Here is a 16066-nt window from a genome sequence, read left to right on the forward strand (position 1 = left end):
ACCTTCACGGTAACACTCTTTCGGCTCATTCAGTGTGCCGACGGAAATAACAAGGGTAAGATTTTGCAAGCCTAGGGCCAATATTTTACCGGTTCAGAGTATTTCTAAACTTCAATTAACTAAAGGGGGAAAATCCCCCTTTAAAACTAAATAGATTATGAGTTATATAGTAATAGAAACGCACGGTAGCCCGGAATACGCCATTATCGTTACCGACACAGATGGCAAGAACCTTGTTTTTGAAATACGTGAAAAAGCGGAACGGGAAGCTGCAGACTGTCAGGAAGGTTTTATATTCGAACTATAATAACGCAATAAAAATCCAAAATCGCCCGCTGTTGCTTTGCAACAGACGGGCGTTGCTGCCGCAAGTAAAGTGCCTTGATAGGCTCTTATACATCCTTTTTTTCTCTTCGTTCATTCTCTAAAATTTCCTTTATAACCACCAATATTCATTCCAAGTGTTCTAATAGATTCCTGCTCACTCCGCAAACGTTCGCAAGTTGCCACAGGTTATAAAAGAGAATGAGAGGAGAAAAGTATATCTTTTTTAAAAGCACTGTGCGCAGTTGTCAAGGGCCCGGCGGGCGCGGGGTTTCATGACCCTTGACGGCGGGGCTTTACCTTTGCGGTTAAAAAACTGAAATGGTTTGGAAAAGTTGGTTTGATCGAAGCAAAAGGCTACCCGGTAAATAAGGGCAAAAAGCAAGTCCCTACCTGCCGTATGGGTGCGCAGGATCGGCCAGGTAAAGCGCAGCGTTACGGTACGATCCAGACTGTGCTGTGGAAATACGGCAGGCCGGGTCTTGCTGTGCGGCCTGCGGCTTGGTCAGCGACAGCAGACCTGACAGCTGGCATGGCCAAAGCAGCGATTGCAGCGGCATCCTTTTTTAGAAAAAAAAGATATAGCGGAAAGCGCGGTGCCCGATAACATCGAGCAGCTTCCCAAAAGAAGCCCAAGAAAAAATTCCTATTTTTACAATAACCAAAATTTACGCCCATGGGATTTCTGTCTTTTATCGGAAAGTGGCTTGGCTTAGGCCGCAGGTTCAGCGGGACACCGGAACAATACCTTGCTATGGTGCAATACATAGCTAAAAAAAACAATCCGGAATACAGTAAGGATGAACTGCTGCAATGGGGCGACGTGATGCAAAAAGCGATGAAAGTGAATCTCCAACCTTATGGTGATTTTAAAGACCTGGCTGAAAACGGCAAACCGGATTACTCGATGGTAGAAAAGGTGGACGGCAAGATGAAAGAGATGGCGCAACGCCGTGATTTGAAGCAAGCCATCTATGGTCCAAATGCTGATCTTGGTGAGGACGATGTCATGAAAAGTAATGATGCCGGTTCCGTATTCGCCCGTAAGATGGTGAAAGACTTATCGCAGCATGTCCGGTTTTCGGACGTAGAACAGCGAAAATTGAATGATTTATAGCAAAATGGAAACGTTGACCCAATTTAAAACATCTTTAAATGATCGGGAACCTGCTCCCGGGCTGTCTGTGCAATTGAAAAGCCTTTGGTATGATGGTAAAGGCAACTGGGATCTTGCCCATAAACAGGTCGATCTGCTAAGCGACCGGGAATCAGCCTGGGTGCACGCTTACCTGCACCATAAGGAGGGCGACACCGGCAATGCAGATTACTGGTATAGAAGGGCAGGAAAAGTTAGGCCTGAAGTTACTTTGGCTCAGGAATGGGAAGCATTGGTGCTACATTTTCTCCGATGAGCAAGCACCTTTACCGGCCGTAAGATGTTTCATGTAAAGGGAATGAAACGCAAATGCTCAGCTTCCATAAAGTTTCAGATCGATATGTTGCCATTGATGCAGGCTAAGGAATATGTGTGTTGTGTAGACCAGGCATATGTTTATGCATTGAAGTCTGCTTTCAGTAATGACTTTAGTTCTATTGACGAACTTCGAAAAGTCATTTTTGAAAGTCTTGATGACCAATACTATAGCGTGATACGAAACTCATAAGCGTGTGTTAAGTAAGATTGTATGATTCGCGAAGGTAAATATAAATGCCCGGCTTGAGTTCATCAATAGCTGTCAGCCGGATATGGTTCTCGTACTTTTTACCAGAGGCCACGCTTTTAGTCACAGGTTTTTCTTTATGGGGCGCCTTGGAATAGAATTTCAGATCGAGCCACTTTTTCATCGGCCGGATCACCAGAAATCCGGTACGACGGTAAAAAACAATGCAATTGGGTGTCGTGCTAATGAGTACCTTGGGCCAATCAGCGACTTCTGCCAGTATCTTATCAAATACTAATACCAGTTCCTCCGACCGGCCTTCGAACAAGCTGTCAAGCCTCACCCGCTTGCAATAATGCCGGAAGTCCGCCCAGGGCAGTTCGCGCTCACATTTCGGACAAGTCCAACTCATGAGTTAACAATCGTGAAGGATAATAGTCCATTTGTTTTCGTCATCGAGCGCATAAGTTAGTCCGTCGCTCATTTCATAGACATGGCGCCCGCATTTGTCGCTGTAAAAACTTTTCATTTCGCGGATGGCCTGGCCGCCGTTTTCCTGACGTAAATAATACAACAGTGCGCTAAGAGATGACCCGACATCACTTAACTTTTGATATTCCCCTTCTTTTACAAATGCTGAACTCATAAGATGGATGATTTTGAGAATACTTACAAATAATGTGCCTCGATGCGGTCGGCTATCTGCACGATTACTTCCTCATCTAGACCGCCGGGGTTCCGGCAGAAGTGAATGTATTCGTTTTCTCCTGTTCAAAAACTGCGACCAGTTCATTATCTGCAAAAACTTCGTATTCGCATTTATCCGCACCGTTATTGACGACTTAAAATTGAACAGTTCGCCAATGACTGCTACGCTTATCTTAAACTCTTCCATTAGTATAGCTTTATCGTTCTAATTAAAACCCGTTGGTATCGAATTTGTTATATCCGTACATCTAAAAACTAAAACTATGGCAACAAGAGGGACAAAAGTGGAAAGGCATTCGGTATCCGAACAACCACATGAATTGAAATACGAAGCTAAGAAAACCGGCACAACGCCCAAAAAGGTAGAAGCCGCAAAGAAATCAGCCGGAAGTAATCAACGTTCGGCAGTCGAGAAGCAGATCAAATAGTCACAATTGTGATTTAAAACCATGACCCCCGAAAGGGGCTTTGTGTCAGGAAGGAATATATGCAACGAAAGATAAAAGCCATCCAACCAGATGCCCGGTCTATAAATATTGAAGATCAATACGCGCCGGAATTTTGGGCGAGTAAGTTAAAAGTATCACAAACCAAACTGAAAGATGAAGTCGAAGCGGTAGGTCCGTCGGCGGTGGATGTTAAACGGGAATTAAAAAAATAAGAGCATGGGCCTAAAGGAATACGTCAAGAAAAGGGATTTTAAAAAGACTGCTGAACCAAAAGCCGGGGCAAGTAAGGATAAGGATCATTTGATTTTCGTGGTGCAAAAGCATGATGCTTCAAGGCTGCATTATGATTTCCGGCTGGAAATGGAAGGCGTATTGAAAAGTTGGGCGGTGCCCAAAGGTCCGATGCTCGACCCCAAGGTAAAACACCTGGCGATGATGGTGGAGGACCATCCTTTCGACTATTTGAATTTTGAAGGCATTATTCCTGAAGGCGAATATGGCGGTGGCACGGTGATCGTCTGGGATGAGGGTACCTACGAGCCTATCGAGCCCATCAAGGGAAAGAAGGCACAAGAAAAAGCGCTGCTAAACCAATTGGCATCCGGCCAGTTAAAAATCAAACTACATGGTGAAAAGCTGAACGGTGAATTTGCGCTGGTGAAAACCCATGGTATGGGTGAGAATGCCTGGCTGATGATTAAGCACAAAGATGAATTCGCCTCCGGCGAAGATGTTACCAAACAGGACAAGTCGGTGCTTTCCGGCAAGTCCATCGAAACTATGGCAAAGACCAGTGAAAAGGTTTGGCAGCATGGCCACGAGGAAGATGTGGTTCCCGACCAGGAACTGGCTGAAGAAATTGAAACAAGGGACCCTGCAACCACAAAAGCGGAGTTTGCAAAAATATTGAAGGCTGCACCAAAATCGAAGATACCCACGAACATCAAACCGATGAAGGCCACATTGGTTGATGAACCGTTCGACGAACCCGGCTGGCTGTTCGAGGTGAAATGGGACGGTTACCGCGCCATTGCCGTGCTAGATAAAAAAGAAGGAGCAAGCCTCATTTCGCGAAACAATCTCCCGTTTGAAAAATATTACCCGATCAATGACGCGCTAAAAAGCTGCAAAATGGATGCCCTGCTGGACGGCGAATTATTGGTACTCAATGAAAAAGGTATATCTGATTTCGGTGCTATGCAAAACTGGCGCAGCGAGGCTGATGGCAATTTAGTCTATTATATATTCGATATCCTTTGGTATGAGGGTAAAAATTTAATGGGCTTGCCGCTGAGTGATCGGCAAGCTGTTCTACAATCGATCTTACCAACAGATAATGATCACATCCGTCAGAGTAAAGTATTTTATGCCAATGGGATTGACTTTTTTGCGGCAGCAGAGCGTATGGGGCTAGAAGGGATTATCGCAAAAAAGGCTGATAGTGTTTACACCTCAGACCTGCGCAGCAAAGAGTGGTTAAAAGTAAAAGTGCAAAGGCGGCAGGAAGTGGTGATTGCAGGATTCACTAAAAATGAAGGTACGGGTAAGTCATTCAGCGCTTTGGTATTAGGTGTTTATAAAGGAAAAGAACTCCAGTTTGTTGGTAAAGTCGGCACCGGCTTTTCCGATAAACTCCAAAAGGAAATGATGGCGCAGTTCAAACCGCTCATTACCGATAAAAGCCCTTTTGATTACGAAGTCGATGTCGACAAACCGACCCGTTTCCGGCCAAAACGAATGGGGGCCAAACCGACCTGGCTCAAACCCGAATTGGTTTGCGAAGTTGGCTTTGCGGAAGTAACCAGTGATGGCGTTTTTCGCCAAGCCTCTTTCAAAGGGATGCGTACGGATAAAAATGCGAAGGATGTAGTTTTGGAAACACCGGCAGCAACAGAAGAAACAGTGGCTGATGCACATAAAAAAACTGTTTCAGAAACACCGACGAAAAAAGGCACTAAAAAGAAAAAGCCTGATTTGGCATTGGCCCCGGTTAAAAATACTGAACGTAAAACCCTGCTCAATCCAACCGAAGATACGCAGGTCAAGAAGATTTGCGGGCATGAGCTGAAATTTAACCACGTTACCAAACTCTATTGGCCGGAAGATAAGATCACCAAGGGACAGATGCTTAACTACTATTATAAAGTTGGTGAACACATGATGCCTTACCTGAAAGACAGGCCGATGTCACTCAACCGTTTTCCGGGCGGAATACACGGTCAAAGTTTTTACCAAAAAAATGTTACGGATAAAGCACCCGACTGGGCGAAGACGTTTGATCATGTAACCGATGAAGGAAAGGTTACCAAATATCTAGTCGGAACCGATGAAGCCAGTTTGCTTTGGATGGCCTCATTAGGGTGCATCGAGATCAATCCCTGGTTCAGCCGGGCGCAAACGCCTGACAACCCGGACTATTGCGTGATTGACCTCGATCCGGATAAGCATACTTATGACCAGGTGGTAGAAGCCGCCCGGATCACTAAAGATATACTGGACGCGATTGACGTACCCAGCTATCCCAAGACATCCGGCTCAACAGGCATGCACATTTACATCCCGCTGGAAGGCAAGTATACCTACCAGCAAAGCCAGTTGTTCGCCAATATCATTGTTAAACTCGTCCATAAACAGATCCCGGATTATACCAGCCTCGAAAGAAGCATTGCCGCGCGTAATGGCAAGATGTATCTTGACTTTTTGCAAAACCGGCCAGGTGCAACCATCGCCGGACCATATTCTTTACGACCGAAACCAGGAGCCACTGTTTCCACCCCATTAAGTTGGGAGGAAGTTAAACCTGGTCTGACTATTCAACATTTCAATATTCATAACGCGATTGATCGTTTCAAAGAAACAGGAGATCTTTTTCATGGTGTGCTTGGCGAAGGGATCAATCTGGAAAAAACGATCAAAAAAGCACAAAGTGTGTTCAAATAAAGTTTCCTTAGTCACTCAGTTCGATCCAAACAGGCGCGTGGTCGCTGCTATGCTCCCAACCACGCACAGCTTTATCGACCTTTGCGGATTTTAGCCTGTCTTTTAAAATATCGTTTAGCAGAAAATGATCCAGGCGTAAACCTGCATCCCTGCCGTAAGCGTTTCGGAGATAATCCCAAAAGGTATATATTCGTTCGTGAGAGTAAAGTTGCCGTATCGCATCTGTCCAGCCGGAATCTACTAGCTGTTTATATGCCATACGACTTTTAGTCCTGAACAATGCGTTTTCTAAATATTTTTCAGGCTTAAGTATCCAGTTCTGTTGGCATCACATTATAATCACCGATCAAGGCAACCGGTAAATTGAAGTTTCTCAACTTATCGACATGTATTTGCAGGCGTTGCATCCAGCGAAGCTTATACTCAAATTTCGGCCCGGGCCATGGATTACCGTTTGGCAAATACAGACAGCCAATCACGATCCCATTTATAAAAGCTTCTATATAACGACTATGCAAATCTTTCGGTTCCCCTTCCAACCCGCGCCGGGTTTCTTGTATTTCACCGTATCGTGAAAGAATAGCTACGCCATTCCAGCTTTGCTGCCCATGCCAAATGGAATGATAACCCAAGCCTAATAAAGCATGTTCCGGAAACTTAATGTTTGGGGCTTTAAGCTCCTACAAACACACTACATCGGGTTTTGCTTCGGCCAACCAGCGCACCAGATTAGGCAAACGGCCGTTAATGCCATTGATATTGTAGGTTGCAATTTTCAACGTTTCTATCCAACGACAATATCAGCAGCTTGCTTTACAGTCGGTTTTGAAACGCCCGTTTTATCACTTACAATTCCGGCACCGATATCTTTGGCCATATCTTTCAATTTATGCTTAAAACCAGCCAGCAATTCTTCGCCGTCTTCAGTAAAAAACAGGTAGGCCAGGCCTGCAGCAACGACGCCACCGATGGCGATACCCGCGATTAGACCCTTATACGATTCTTTTTCAAATGGATTTTTCATAGCTTTTATATTTACGCACCTTTTTTTACCGCCAGACTACTCATCAACTGATCGTACAAATCATCGCTTTTGGCGGCTTTAGGTTTCAATTTCTTAATAGTAGGACGCTTACCCTTCGCCTTTTGCTCGATGATATTCATCAACTCCGTATGGTACTCATCTTTATATTTAGACAGGTCAAGCGGCTCAGCATATTGCTCGATGAGCGCCAAACCCATTTTTAATTCCTTATCGCTCACCGAAATCTTGTCGTCCAGCTTTAGTTCTTCCTGGTCGCGGATTTGTTGAGCGAAACGGATGCGCGTAACAACGATGTCCTTATCTACCGGGTGCACGATACACAGGCTTTCGGTGCTGCGTAAAACAAAGCGTGCCAAACCCGCCCTGCCTGATTCCTTCAGAGCTGCAAGCAACAGGGCGTACGCCTTGTTATTTTTGGTGGCCGGTTCAGTATAATAGGAAGTCTCATAATACATGGGATTGACCGAGGCCACATCAACAAAGCTTTCGATCTCGATTACTTTGCTTTTTTCAGGGGCCGCAGCTTCAAAGTCGGCATCTTCAATGATCACATAGTCATCATCATATTTATAGCCTTTGACGATCTTATCGTAAGGCACCTCCTTTTTCGTGTTCTCATTCACACGCTGAAATTTGATATGCGCGTGATCACGGCTGTCCAGCATATCCAGGTCGAGCCGGGTTTCCTGCACTGCCGAAAATAATTTAATGGGAATGCTCACTAAGCCGAAACCAATAGAGCCAGTCCAGATACTTCTCATAGCTTTAATTTTCTAATGTTGTCATTGATCCCATGCGGGTGGTGCCCCTCGATCTTGTCTGCCAGGAGATGCAGGACCTCCTCATCAATGCCTCCCGGATTTTGGCAGATATGCAAAAAGTCCTGCGCGTCCGGCTCAAAGCTGGCCACATAGACACCCTGCTCAAACACTTTGTATTTGCACTGTTCCTCGTTATGATGCGGATATTCGCCCACCTCGAAATGATGCACTTCCTTATCCACGGTAATAGTGATCGGGTAATTTTCCATAATAGGAGAACTGTTAACGGTCACAATTGTTTATGGGTATATTCACCTGAATATATTGAAACCAGTTACCCTTTCTATTCGTTGTCTGATTGGATAATACAAGATTATGGGCAAGCAACACGAGACAACACCAAACGAACCCCAGGCAGCGCCGGTACAGCCTTCACGTCCGGAAGTACAGCTACCTAACGATCCACAAGGACCTTCAGTACCGCTAGGAAGCGCCGCCTAATGAACCGCAGGAAGTTCCGCAGCAGCCGGATCAGGGCGGTTCAGAATTCAATCAAACAGAAGTTTAACAAAAAATCTACAACTATGCCATGGCCAAAAGGCGACTATCCGCCATCTTATAAGAACCAGCCGAAATACCTCCGCGAAAAGGCGGTGGAGATCGCTAACGAGGTTTTAAAAACAACGGGAAATGAGGGTGAAGCCATTGCGACCGGGCTAAAACAGGCGCGCGCTCATTTTAAAAACCACCCGGAGGAAGTACCGGCTAAGGGGAAATGATATGCCTTCAGCCATTATTGCCGGATGTGCTTATTATGCTGATCAGTAGACACTGGAGATACGCTATCATTCGGGTAAAGTTTACCGTTACCTGAACGTACCCGAAAAAGTGTATAAAGAAATGCGGTCACGACGGTTAAAGGAATTTGGTTTAACCGTCACATCAAGGGAAATATCCTTTTAAAGAAGTTACGCCCGGACATGCGCAGACGCAAATGTTCAAGGACAGTCATACATAATAATTTTTAACGTTTTTAAATCAGCGGTTAGGCCGTGGAGCGGGCATACCAGTTTGCCATCCCGCTCAAGCATGCCGGTACCCAAGTGGGGACAACGTTTTTCCTTGCAAATTTGGCCAACATAGCCCTCGTACCAATCCAGATATTTTTCACTGCATGACGGTATAGCTAAACCCGTTTCTATGCGGATGCATTTTAGTTTTTGTTTCGCAATACCTTTAAAGTCATACAAGCCGCTGTTTTCGGTAAGAAGAATCATAGCGGTATGGCCATCGTTTATTTGCAGGCGGTGTACCATCCTGGGATGAATTTCAAAGCGGCCGTCAATATGATAGTGGCGATGCGGGAAGTCGAAGGCCAGGTCCGTATGGGGCAGGTCGATCACCGGCACAAAATAGGCACGGCTATCTTCTTTCCACAAGAGGATAGCACAAGGCACTTCATAAATCTCGCCGGGTACGTGGCACATCATCAAAAATATCTTAATTCCAGCGCATCTTTTCATGCTGTTGTACAATTGCCGTGAACAGGTATCGGCTTGCAAGTTCCGGCGACATTTGTGTTGAATTTAAAGTAGCACTTAATACGGTTTGTCCCCAAAATACAAGCGCTTCATCTATTAATTGGTAACTCGGTTTGCCGGTTTCAAGCACGATGAATTTTTCAATAACACAATGCCCATTCGGCAAAACGTACCAGGCCTCGATCCAGGGGCCTTCCACCGGATCATCTTTTGTCAGCTGCAGCTGTATACCTTTGAACTCAACTATTTGCATGCTTCACTACTCTAAATGTTAAATTGATCCTCGGTTTCATCGGGCGCGTAGATTTAGCGATGCGGTGTTCGAAGGCTTCCTGCAACCCGGCTTTCATGAGCAGAAATGAACCATGCTCCAGCCTGACGGAATAAATTTCTTTATGATCGGTTTTACGGCGGATGTCAAAGCTTCGCACCTGGCCAAAGGTTACCGAGGCGATGACTGGGCGTTTGCCCAATACATTTTCTTTATCGCTGTGCCAGGCGACCGAATCGTTGCCGTCCCGGTAATAATTTAAAAGGACACTGTTAAAGCTAACACCACAAAGTGGTTCGACCTTTTCCTTGATCATCAGCAATTCCGGGGTCCATGGAATGGGTTCCTCTTCCAGGCGTTCCCCATACCAAGCTGTGAGCCGTGGTGTCAGCACTTCTTTGTCCCACATCTTCTGCGTTCGCTGTTTCCAGGGCGATTCCCTGACAAATTTTGCCATTAAGAAATCACTTTCTTCCGGGCCGAACAGCGCAGACCTGTATTCCAGCATCGCTTTGGGCAGGCCTTTCGTTTGCCCAGCCTCCGGGAAAAAACACAACTGCTCCATCACTTTATCGTTTTAAACTATTGAATAATTCATCCATTTCCTTTTGGTAACCACTGATCGCACCAGCCGCTTCTTCCTGCTCCTCCACGCCTAGAGAATCCCCGTCATATATCCAGTTACCTGTCTCATCGAATAAAATCCGGCCCATTTCCTTTCCTTCCAGCGGGTCATAAAGCCGGTAGCCTTCGCCGCTATCAGGAAAGATATGCAGCCAAGTTCCACTGTTGAGTTTCAGTGATTTGGGCAAATCATCGAATAACTTTTTTCTCATAAAAACAAAAGTGAAAAAAAAATATAAAAAAGTAAAGGAAAATACTAAAAATATTAGCATAACTTTATAGTCCCAAAACTGAATGGATATGGAAGCGACAAAAGAAGAGATGATCGACAGGCTGCGACAAGACCTGATGGGCTGGGAAGGCTTCCGGCCCCTGCCGCCCGGCGAGCGACAGGAATTCGGGCTGGGTGTCATCGAAAACGCCTTTCCGAACCAAACTTTTCCAACCGGGGCGCTGCATGAATTTATCAGCACACGCCCGGAATTTACGGCGGCAATCAGCAGCTTTATTGCCGGTATCATGCAAACGCTGCTTGCAGGTGGAGGTGTTTGTGTTTGGGTGAGCTATACGCGCCGTATTTATCCCCCGGCACTAAAACGGTTCGGAGTTAATCCCGACCGCATCATTTTTATTGACGTGCAGCGTGAAAAGGACGTGCTCTGGGTCACCGAAGAAGCCCTGAAATGCAATGGCATCGCTGCCGTCATCTGCGAAACGCGGCTACTCAGCTTCATGGAATCCCGCCGTTTGCAGCTAGCCGTCGAGCAAAGCCATGTCACCGGTTTTATTGTGCGGAAAGATGTTAAGCATATAACCACCTCTGCCTGCGCCGCACGCTGGACGGTCAAGCCCTTGCGCAGTAAACTCCGTCCGGGTATGCCGGGCGTAGGGCACCCGCGCTGGCAGGTCGACCTCCTGAAAGTCAGGAACGGGCATCCCGGTTCCTGGACGCTGGAATGGAAAAACAAGCAATTTACGGTGGTTACTGAACAGGTTCAAACGGAAAAAATGCAACGATATGCCTAAGCGTTTTGTATCGATATGGTTCCGTTATTTACTGACCGACCGGGAGGCGATCCGCCAAAAGTCGCTCAGGGATCTGCCTGTGGCCTTTACCGAGCCGGATCATGGGCGGCTGCTGGTTATCGCGATGAATGTCAACGCCGAACAATGCGGCGTTAAGCCGGGGATAGCTGCCGCTGATGCGCGGGTCATTGCGCCGGGAATACAGCTCTTTGAAAACAAACCGGGCCGGAATGTGAAACTGTTAAAGGGAATGGCGGAATGGTGCCTGCGCTATACCCCATTAGTAATGGTCGACCTGCCGGATGGCCTGCTGCTAGACGTTACGGGCTGCACCCATTTGAAAGGCGGAGAAACCGAATACCTGAAAGATATGGTCAGCCGTCTCCGTGCACTTGGTTACACGATCAGACCGGGCATGGCAGACACTATCGGCTGCGCCTGGGCAGTTGCCCGTTGCGCCGAAAATGGCCTGAATGTTCCGCCCGGTGGCCAGCGGAACGCGCTGATGCCCCTGCCACCGGCATCGCTAAGACTCGGCACCGACCTGCTGATCAAACTGAACCAACTTGGCTTTTACCAGGTCAGCAGCTTTATCCACCTGCCCAAATCAGTGCTTAAGCGCCGGTTCGGCGGTAATATGATCCTGCGCCTATATCAGGCGCTTGGGCAGGAAGCCGAATTTCTTTTGCCGCTGAAAGAACCCGTTCCTTATAGTGAGCGTATTTCGCTGCTGGAACCGGTCACCATCCGTCCGGCCATAGAACGGGCTGTTCATACGCTGATCGATCAATTATGCAAACGCCTATATGGCGAAGGGCTTGGCCTGCGCAGCGCGGTGTTGACCTATTGCCGGATCGACGGAAAATCCTACCAATTGGCAATCGGCACCAACCATCCGAGCCAGCGCACCGATCATATCTTTAAACTTTTTGAATTACAGCTTGACCAGGTCGCTCCGGGTCTCGGTATAGAATTATTCATTTTGGATGCGCTGAAAACCGAACCTGCGAGCGACAAGCAAAGCATGTTATGGAACGGAAAACCCACAGCGGATAGCGAACAGGTCGCTGAATTGCTGGATAACATCGCGGCGAGGGTGGGTAACGTAAACATCCACCGTTACCTGCCCAAGGAACATCACTGGCCGGAACGGGCAGCCGCCAATACCGCCGACCTGACCGAGATTCCTGCCAGCGAATGGCGCGATGATCATATCCGCCCTACCCAATTACTCGATCCGCCGGAGCCTATCGAGGCCATGGCGCTCACACCTGATTATGCACCCAGGCAATTTGTTTACCGCAACCAACGCCACATCATCGTTTCCGCCGATGGCCCTGAACGCATCAGTCACGAATGGTGGACCGAAGACGGCGGTTACCGCGATTACTATATGGCCGAGGATGAGGAAGGCATGCGTTACTGGCTATTCGGAACACCGAACGAGCTGCCAGGCCAGACCCGGCGCTGGTTCATACATGGTTATTTCGCATGAATTACGCAGAGTTACAGGTTACCAGCAATTTCAGCTTCAGGCTTGGCGGTAGTCACCCGGAAGAACTGGTCGATACGGCCGCTGATCTCGGCTACACCGCTATTGCGCTGACCGACCGCAACACCTTTGCCGGTGTGGTGCGCGCCTATGTGGTCGCCAAAGACCGTGGCATCAAATTCATTCCCGCCGTCCGGCTGGACCTGCTCGACGGGCCAAGCCTGCTGGCTTATCCTACTGATCAGGCCGCCTATTCGCGGCTATCGGGTCTGCTTACCATTGGTAATTTGCGGGCTGAAAAAGAAAAATGTTTCCTATACAAGCAGGATGTTCACGAACATGCCGAAGGCAGTATATTCGTGATCGTCCCACCCGATAGCATTACCGGAGATTTTGAGCTGCCCCAGAAATTCAAAGCGGATGTCGCGGAGTACCGGCAGAATTTCAATAACCTCTATCTCGCCGCCAGCCGGACTTTTGCCGATGGCGACGCGAAGCGACTTTTCTTGTTATCTGAATTAAATGTCCCACTGGTCGCCACCAATAACGTGCATTATCACGATCCTTCGCGTCGGGAGTTGCAGGATGTGCTCACTTGCGTAAGAGCGAAGCGCACCATATTCAACGCGGGTTACCTGCTGCATCAGAACGCTGAACGCTATTTGAAACCGGCTGAGGAGATGGAACGGCTCTTTAACCATTACCCAGAGGCCATCGCCAACACCCAAAAGATCGCAGATGCCTGTAACTTTGATCTGAAAAGCCTGCAGTACGAATACCCCGATGAACTGGTACCTGATGGCATGACCGCTGATGATTACCTGGCAGAAGTTACTTTTAAAGGAGCACATGAATTCTTCGGCGAAAAGCTAGCGCCCAAGCTCGAAAAGCAACTCCGGTTTGAACTAGACTTTGTCAAGCGAAGAGGCCATGCCAAGTACTTCCTGACGGTACATGATTATGTGGCCTGGGCGCGCTCGCAAAAGATTCTCTGCCAGGGCCGTGGCTCGGCCGCTAACTCGGCCATGTGCTACTGTTTAGGGATCACCCCCGTGAACCCGATGAAATACCGGCTGCTTTTTTCGCGCTTTATGTCCGATGACCGGCCGGAACCACCTGATATTGATGTCGATTTCGAGCATGAGCGCCGCGAAGAAGTAATGCAATATGTTTTCAACCGCTTTGGCCGTGACCGCGCTGCCATTCTACCAACCGTAACCGTCTTGCAAAGCAAGGGCGCAATCCAGGATGTTGGCCGCGCCATGGGGCTACAGGTCGATACCGTCAAAAAATTATCCAAAGCGTTCGGGGAATTGGCTGACGAACATATCGACGAAGAAACGATGCTTAAGCTCAGCCTTAATCCCCGCGAGCGGCACCTGCGAAAAGTTATTGAGCTGACCAGCCAGCTGATCGGTTTTCCGCGGCAACTCGGCCAGCACACCGGTGGTTTTGTGATCACACAAGGCAAACTCAGCGATCTCTGCCCGATCTTTCACGCCCGGATGTTCAACCGTACCAATATCGAATGGAACAAGGATGACATCGACGCGCTGGGATTTATGAAGGTCGACCTGCTTTCGTTAGGAATGCTCACCTGTATCCGCAAGGCTTTTGATCTGGCCAAAAAGCATCACGGGCTTGACCTGACGCTGGCCAACATCCCGCAGGATGATCCGAAAGTATTTGAGATGGTCACGCTGGCCGATACCATAGGAACCTTCCAGGTAGAAAGCCGCGCGCAGATGGTGATGGCGCCGCAACTGCGGCCAAAAAACTTTTATGACCTGGCGATACAGGTTGCGCTTGTCCGCCCCGGCCCGATACAGGGTGACATGGTACACCCGTATATCAGAAGAAGGCAGGGCCTTGAACCGGTTACTTATGAATCTGAAGAGATCAAAGCCATTTTGGAACGTACGCTTGGCATCCCGCTTTTCCAGGAGCAAGCGATGGAACTCGCCATCGTGGCTGCCGGTTTTACGCCAACGGAAGCGGACTTGCTGCGCAGAAGCATGGCGACTTTTAAGTTCAACGGACTGGTCACCAAGTTCGAGCATAAACTGATCAATGGCATGATCGCCCGAAATTATAGCCGGGAATTTGCTGAACGGATTTTTAAGCAGCTTGAAGGGTTCGGCAGTTACGGATTTCCAGAAAGTCACGCCATCAGCTTTGCCCATTTGGTATATGTGTCCTGCTGGATCAAATGTTATTATCCGGATGTGTTCGCTGCTGCGATCCTTAACAGCCAGCCAATGGGTTTTTACCAGCCCGCGCAGTTGGTGAGAGATGCTTATAAGCATGGTGTGTCGATGCGCAATATCGACATCAATCATTCCGAATGGGATTATACGCTGGAAGAAGCAAGTGGAAAATTCTGTGCGCTTCGCCTCGGCTTCCGCCAGGTTAAGGGGCTAAGGGAGGAAGACGCCCATTTTCTTACCGCAGCAAGGATTAAATACTTTACCCACATCCACCAGCTCGCGGATGCAGGTGTAAGCCAGGCGGGTATTGTCCTGCTTGCCAAAGCTGACGCGTTCCGCTCCATCGGCCTTGACCGCAGGCAAGCCTTATGGGAAGCCGAAGCGCTAAAGGATAGGCCTATCGGGCTCTTTGCCGGGAAAGCCTCGAACAGCGAATTTGAATCGCAGCTTCAGCTACCCTTTATGCAACTGTCAGAGCATGTACTACAGGATTATGCTACCACAGGACTGTCAATCAAAGCCCATCCCATGAGTTTCCTCCGGGCGCAACTGGAAAAGCTGAGTGCCCTTAGCACCACACATGTTAAGAAAGCTAAGAACGGGCAGTACGTCCGCCTTGCCGGGATAATGCTGTTTTGCCAGCGACCAGGCACTGCCAAAGGCGTATGCTTTATTACGCTGGAGGATGAGGAGGATACCTGTAACCTCGTTGTCTTTAAACAGAACTTTAAGAAATACACCAAAGAAATATTGTATTCTGACCTGCTCTGCGTGGAAGGCCGGGTGCAGCAGGAAGGAGAAACCACCCACTTGATCGTTACGAAATGCTACGATTATTCACGGCTCCTCGGCATGCTCACTCCTGATATGGCTGCGCAAGCCCGCCGCCTTAAAAACACAACAGCAGCAAAAAAGATCGACCCTTACGCCGACGCGTATTTCGAAAATGTTTTAAGCGCGGAAGATTTGAAAAAGCCGTTCCCGAAAAGCAGGAATTTTAAATAAAAATTGCAACAC

Annotated in this window: 22 protein-coding genes; 11 read left to right on the forward strand and 11 right to left on the reverse strand. The window is 47.9% G+C overall.

From position 1 onward, the window contains the following. Positions 1–157 precede the first annotated feature (157 nt). The 3 genes from JWR23_RS13210 (at position 158) to JWR23_RS13220 (ending at position 1736) form a co-directional block, all read left to right on the forward strand. Positions 158–307, forward strand: a complete 150-nt coding sequence (locus JWR23_RS13210; protein WP_299516637.1) for a hypothetical protein — start codon at positions 158–160, stop codon at positions 305–307. Positions 308–1000: 693 nt separating this feature from the next. Continuing rightward, positions 1001–1441: a hypothetical protein gene (locus JWR23_RS13215; protein ID WP_299516638.1), complete on the forward strand. Its 441-nt coding sequence runs from the start codon at positions 1001–1003 to the stop codon at positions 1439–1441. Positions 1442–1445: 4 nt separating this feature from the next. Next, positions 1446–1736 (forward strand): hypothetical protein, encoded by a 291-nt coding sequence (locus JWR23_RS13220; RefSeq protein WP_299516639.1) that lies wholly within the window; start codon positions 1446–1448, stop codon positions 1734–1736. A 259-nt stretch (positions 1737–1995) separates the two neighbouring features. Here JWR23_RS13220 and JWR23_RS13225 read toward each other — a convergent pair whose 3' ends face one another. Both JWR23_RS13225 and JWR23_RS13230 read right to left on the reverse strand, forming a co-directional pair. Further along, positions 1996–2397, reverse strand: a complete 402-nt coding sequence (locus tag JWR23_RS13225) for a DUF5655 domain-containing protein (RefSeq protein ID WP_299516640.1) — start codon at positions 2395–2397, stop codon at positions 1996–1998. A gap of 3 nt (positions 2398–2400) precedes the next feature. Next, positions 2401–2631 (reverse strand): hypothetical protein, encoded by a 231-nt coding sequence (locus JWR23_RS13230; RefSeq protein ID WP_299516641.1) that lies wholly within the window; start codon positions 2629–2631, stop codon positions 2401–2403. A 325-nt stretch (positions 2632–2956) separates the two neighbouring features. Between JWR23_RS13230 and JWR23_RS13235 the strand changes: the two genes are divergently transcribed. Genes JWR23_RS13235 through ligD form a run of 3 tightly spaced genes read left to right on the forward strand, consistent with a single transcriptional unit; the run spans position 2957 to position 6082 of the window. After that, complete coding sequence (locus tag JWR23_RS13235) at positions 2957–3121, forward strand: DUF3606 domain-containing protein (protein ID WP_299516642.1); 165 nt, start codon at positions 2957–2959, stop codon at positions 3119–3121. Between the two features lie 59 nt (positions 3122–3180). Then, positions 3181–3354: a DUF3606 domain-containing protein gene (locus JWR23_RS13240; RefSeq protein WP_299516643.1), complete on the forward strand. Its 174-nt coding sequence runs from the start codon at positions 3181–3183 to the stop codon at positions 3352–3354. Positions 3355–3358: 4 nt separating this feature from the next. Then, positions 3359–6082 (forward strand): DNA ligase D, encoded by a 2724-nt coding sequence (gene ligD / locus JWR23_RS13245; RefSeq protein ID WP_299516644.1) that lies wholly within the window; start codon positions 3359–3361, stop codon positions 6080–6082. Positions 6083–6089: 7 nt separating this feature from the next. Here ligD and JWR23_RS17780 read toward each other — a convergent pair whose 3' ends face one another. The 5 genes from JWR23_RS17780 to JWR23_RS13265 form a co-directional block, all read right to left on the reverse strand. Next, positions 6090–6341: a hypothetical protein gene (locus JWR23_RS17780; RefSeq protein ID WP_367277557.1), complete on the reverse strand. Its 252-nt coding sequence runs from the start codon at positions 6339–6341 to the stop codon at positions 6090–6092. A 46-nt stretch (positions 6342–6387) separates the two neighbouring features. Beyond that, positions 6388–6714, reverse strand: a complete 327-nt coding sequence (locus tag JWR23_RS17785; protein WP_367277558.1) for an endonuclease/exonuclease/phosphatase family protein — start codon at positions 6712–6714, stop codon at positions 6388–6390. 152 nt (positions 6715–6866) lie between these two features. Beyond that, a complete protein-coding gene (locus JWR23_RS13255) occupies positions 6867–7106 on the reverse strand; it encodes a hypothetical protein (protein ID WP_299516645.1) in 240 nt (79 codons plus the stop codon). Positions 7107–7117: 11 nt separating this feature from the next. Next, positions 7118–7888 carry a Ku protein gene (locus JWR23_RS13260; RefSeq protein WP_299516646.1) on the reverse strand — a complete coding sequence of 257 codons (771 nt, stop codon included), beginning with the start codon at positions 7886–7888 and terminating at the stop codon, positions 7118–7120. After that, positions 7885–8157 carry a hypothetical protein gene (locus tag JWR23_RS13265; protein ID WP_299516647.1) on the reverse strand — a complete coding sequence of 91 codons (273 nt, stop codon included), beginning with the start codon at positions 8155–8157 and terminating at the stop codon, positions 7885–7887. The genes JWR23_RS13260 and JWR23_RS13265 overlap by 4 nt, the downstream gene beginning before the upstream one ends. 315 nt (positions 8158–8472) lie before the next feature. Between JWR23_RS13265 and JWR23_RS13270 the strand changes: the two genes are divergently transcribed. Beyond that, on the forward strand, positions 8473–8667 hold the full coding sequence (locus JWR23_RS13270; RefSeq protein ID WP_299516648.1) for a hypothetical protein: 195 nt from the start codon (positions 8473–8475) through the stop codon (positions 8665–8667). Between the two features lie 58 nt (positions 8668–8725). Beyond that, entirely contained in the window at positions 8726–8851 is a 126-nt protein-coding gene (locus tag JWR23_RS17790) for a KTSC domain-containing protein (protein WP_367277560.1), read from the forward strand. Between the two features lie 35 nt (positions 8852–8886). On the opposite strand, the gene JWR23_RS13275 is transcribed toward JWR23_RS17790, so the two are convergent. Genes JWR23_RS13275 through JWR23_RS13290 form a run of 4 tightly spaced genes read right to left on the reverse strand, consistent with a single transcriptional unit; the run spans position 8887 to position 10536 of the window. Further along, positions 8887–9411, reverse strand: a complete 525-nt coding sequence (locus JWR23_RS13275) for a hypothetical protein (protein ID WP_299516649.1) — start codon at positions 9409–9411, stop codon at positions 8887–8889. Next, positions 9389–9682, reverse strand: a complete 294-nt coding sequence (locus JWR23_RS13280) for a hypothetical protein (RefSeq protein WP_299516650.1) — start codon at positions 9680–9682, stop codon at positions 9389–9391. Before JWR23_RS13280 ends, JWR23_RS13275 begins: the two co-directional genes overlap by 23 nt. Next, on the reverse strand, positions 9669–10265 hold the full coding sequence (locus JWR23_RS13285) for an alpha-ketoglutarate-dependent dioxygenase AlkB (protein WP_299516651.1): 597 nt from the start codon (positions 10263–10265) through the stop codon (positions 9669–9671). The genes JWR23_RS13280 and JWR23_RS13285 overlap by 14 nt, the downstream gene beginning before the upstream one ends. A 4-nt stretch (positions 10266–10269) precedes the next feature. Continuing rightward, on the reverse strand, positions 10270–10536 hold the full coding sequence (locus JWR23_RS13290; RefSeq protein WP_299516652.1) for a hypothetical protein: 267 nt from the start codon (positions 10534–10536) through the stop codon (positions 10270–10272). A gap of 88 nt (positions 10537–10624) precedes the next feature. Here JWR23_RS13290 and JWR23_RS13295 point away from each other — a divergent pair, with 88 nt between their 5' ends. The 3 genes from JWR23_RS13295 to JWR23_RS13305 are packed head-to-tail and all read left to right on the forward strand — an operon-like array spanning position 10625 to position 16054. Continuing rightward, the gene (locus tag JWR23_RS13295) at positions 10625–11350 is read left to right on the forward strand and encodes an Error-prone repair protein ImuA (RefSeq protein WP_299516653.1); all 726 of its coding nucleotides are present in this window, start codon (positions 10625–10627) and stop codon (positions 11348–11350) included. Continuing rightward, on the forward strand, positions 11343–12845 hold the full coding sequence (locus tag JWR23_RS13300; RefSeq protein ID WP_299516654.1) for a DNA polymerase Y family protein: 1503 nt from the start codon (positions 11343–11345) through the stop codon (positions 12843–12845). The genes JWR23_RS13295 and JWR23_RS13300 overlap by 8 nt, the downstream gene beginning before the upstream one ends. After that, positions 12842–16054: an error-prone DNA polymerase gene (locus JWR23_RS13305; protein ID WP_299516655.1), complete on the forward strand. Its 3213-nt coding sequence runs from the start codon at positions 12842–12844 to the stop codon at positions 16052–16054. The genes JWR23_RS13300 and JWR23_RS13305 overlap by 4 nt, the downstream gene beginning before the upstream one ends. Positions 16055–16066 lie beyond the last annotated feature (12 nt).

The sequence above is a fragment of the Mucilaginibacter sp. genome, assembly GCF_028288205.1.
In the GTDB taxonomy this organism is placed as follows: domain Bacteria; phylum Bacteroidota; class Bacteroidia; order Sphingobacteriales; family Sphingobacteriaceae; genus Mucilaginibacter.

Bases quoted from the DNA above. Each gene is read 5' to 3' on its own strand.
- JWR23_RS13210 (WP_299516637.1), top strand. From the start codon at position 158: ATGAGTTATATAGTAATAGAAACGCACGGTAGCCCGGAATACGCCATT.
- JWR23_RS13215 (WP_299516638.1), top strand. From the start codon at position 1,001: ATGGGATTTCTGTCTTTTATCGGAAAGTGGCTTGGCTTAGGCCGCAGG.
- JWR23_RS13220 (WP_299516639.1), top strand. From the start codon at position 1,446: ATGGAAACGTTGACCCAATTTAAAACATCTTTAAATGATCGGGAACCT.
- JWR23_RS13225 (WP_299516640.1), bottom strand. From the start codon at position 2,397: ATGAGTTGGACTTGTCCGAAATGTGAGCGCGAACTGCCCTGGGCGGAC.
- JWR23_RS13230 (WP_299516641.1), bottom strand. From the start codon at position 2,631: ATGAGTTCAGCATTTGTAAAAGAAGGGGAATATCAAAAGTTAAGTGAT.
- JWR23_RS13235 (WP_299516642.1), top strand. From the start codon at position 2,957: ATGGCAACAAGAGGGACAAAAGTGGAAAGGCATTCGGTATCCGAACAA.
- JWR23_RS13240 (WP_299516643.1), top strand. From the start codon at position 3,181: ATGCAACGAAAGATAAAAGCCATCCAACCAGATGCCCGGTCTATAAAT.
- ligD (WP_299516644.1), top strand. From the start codon at position 3,359: ATGGGCCTAAAGGAATACGTCAAGAAAAGGGATTTTAAAAAGACTGCT.
- JWR23_RS17780 (WP_367277557.1), bottom strand. From the start codon at position 6,341: ATGGCATATAAACAGCTAGTAGATTCCGGCTGGACAGATGCGATACGG.
- JWR23_RS13255 (WP_299516645.1), bottom strand. From the start codon at position 7,106: ATGAAAAATCCATTTGAAAAAGAATCGTATAAGGGTCTAATCGCGGGT.
- JWR23_RS13260 (WP_299516646.1), bottom strand. From the start codon at position 7,888: ATGAGAAGTATCTGGACTGGCTCTATTGGTTTCGGCTTAGTGAGCATT.
- JWR23_RS13265 (WP_299516647.1), bottom strand. From the start codon at position 8,157: ATGGAAAATTACCCGATCACTATTACCGTGGATAAGGAAGTGCATCAT.
- JWR23_RS13270 (WP_299516648.1), top strand. From the start codon at position 8,473: ATGCCATGGCCAAAAGGCGACTATCCGCCATCTTATAAGAACCAGCCG.
- JWR23_RS13275 (WP_299516649.1), bottom strand. From the start codon at position 9,411: ATGAAAAGATGCGCTGGAATTAAGATATTTTTGATGATGTGCCACGTA.
- JWR23_RS13280 (WP_299516650.1), bottom strand. From the start codon at position 9,682: ATGCAAATAGTTGAGTTCAAAGGTATACAGCTGCAGCTGACAAAAGAT.
- JWR23_RS13285 (WP_299516651.1), bottom strand. From the start codon at position 10,265: ATGGAGCAGTTGTGTTTTTTCCCGGAGGCTGGGCAAACGAAAGGCCTG.
- JWR23_RS13290 (WP_299516652.1), bottom strand. From the start codon at position 10,536: ATGAGAAAAAAGTTATTCGATGATTTGCCCAAATCACTGAAACTCAAC.
- JWR23_RS13295 (WP_299516653.1), top strand. From the start codon at position 10,625: ATGGAAGCGACAAAAGAAGAGATGATCGACAGGCTGCGACAAGACCTG.
- JWR23_RS13300 (WP_299516654.1), top strand. From the start codon at position 11,343: ATGCCTAAGCGTTTTGTATCGATATGGTTCCGTTATTTACTGACCGAC.
- JWR23_RS13305 (WP_299516655.1), top strand. From the start codon at position 12,842: ATGAATTACGCAGAGTTACAGGTTACCAGCAATTTCAGCTTCAGGCTT.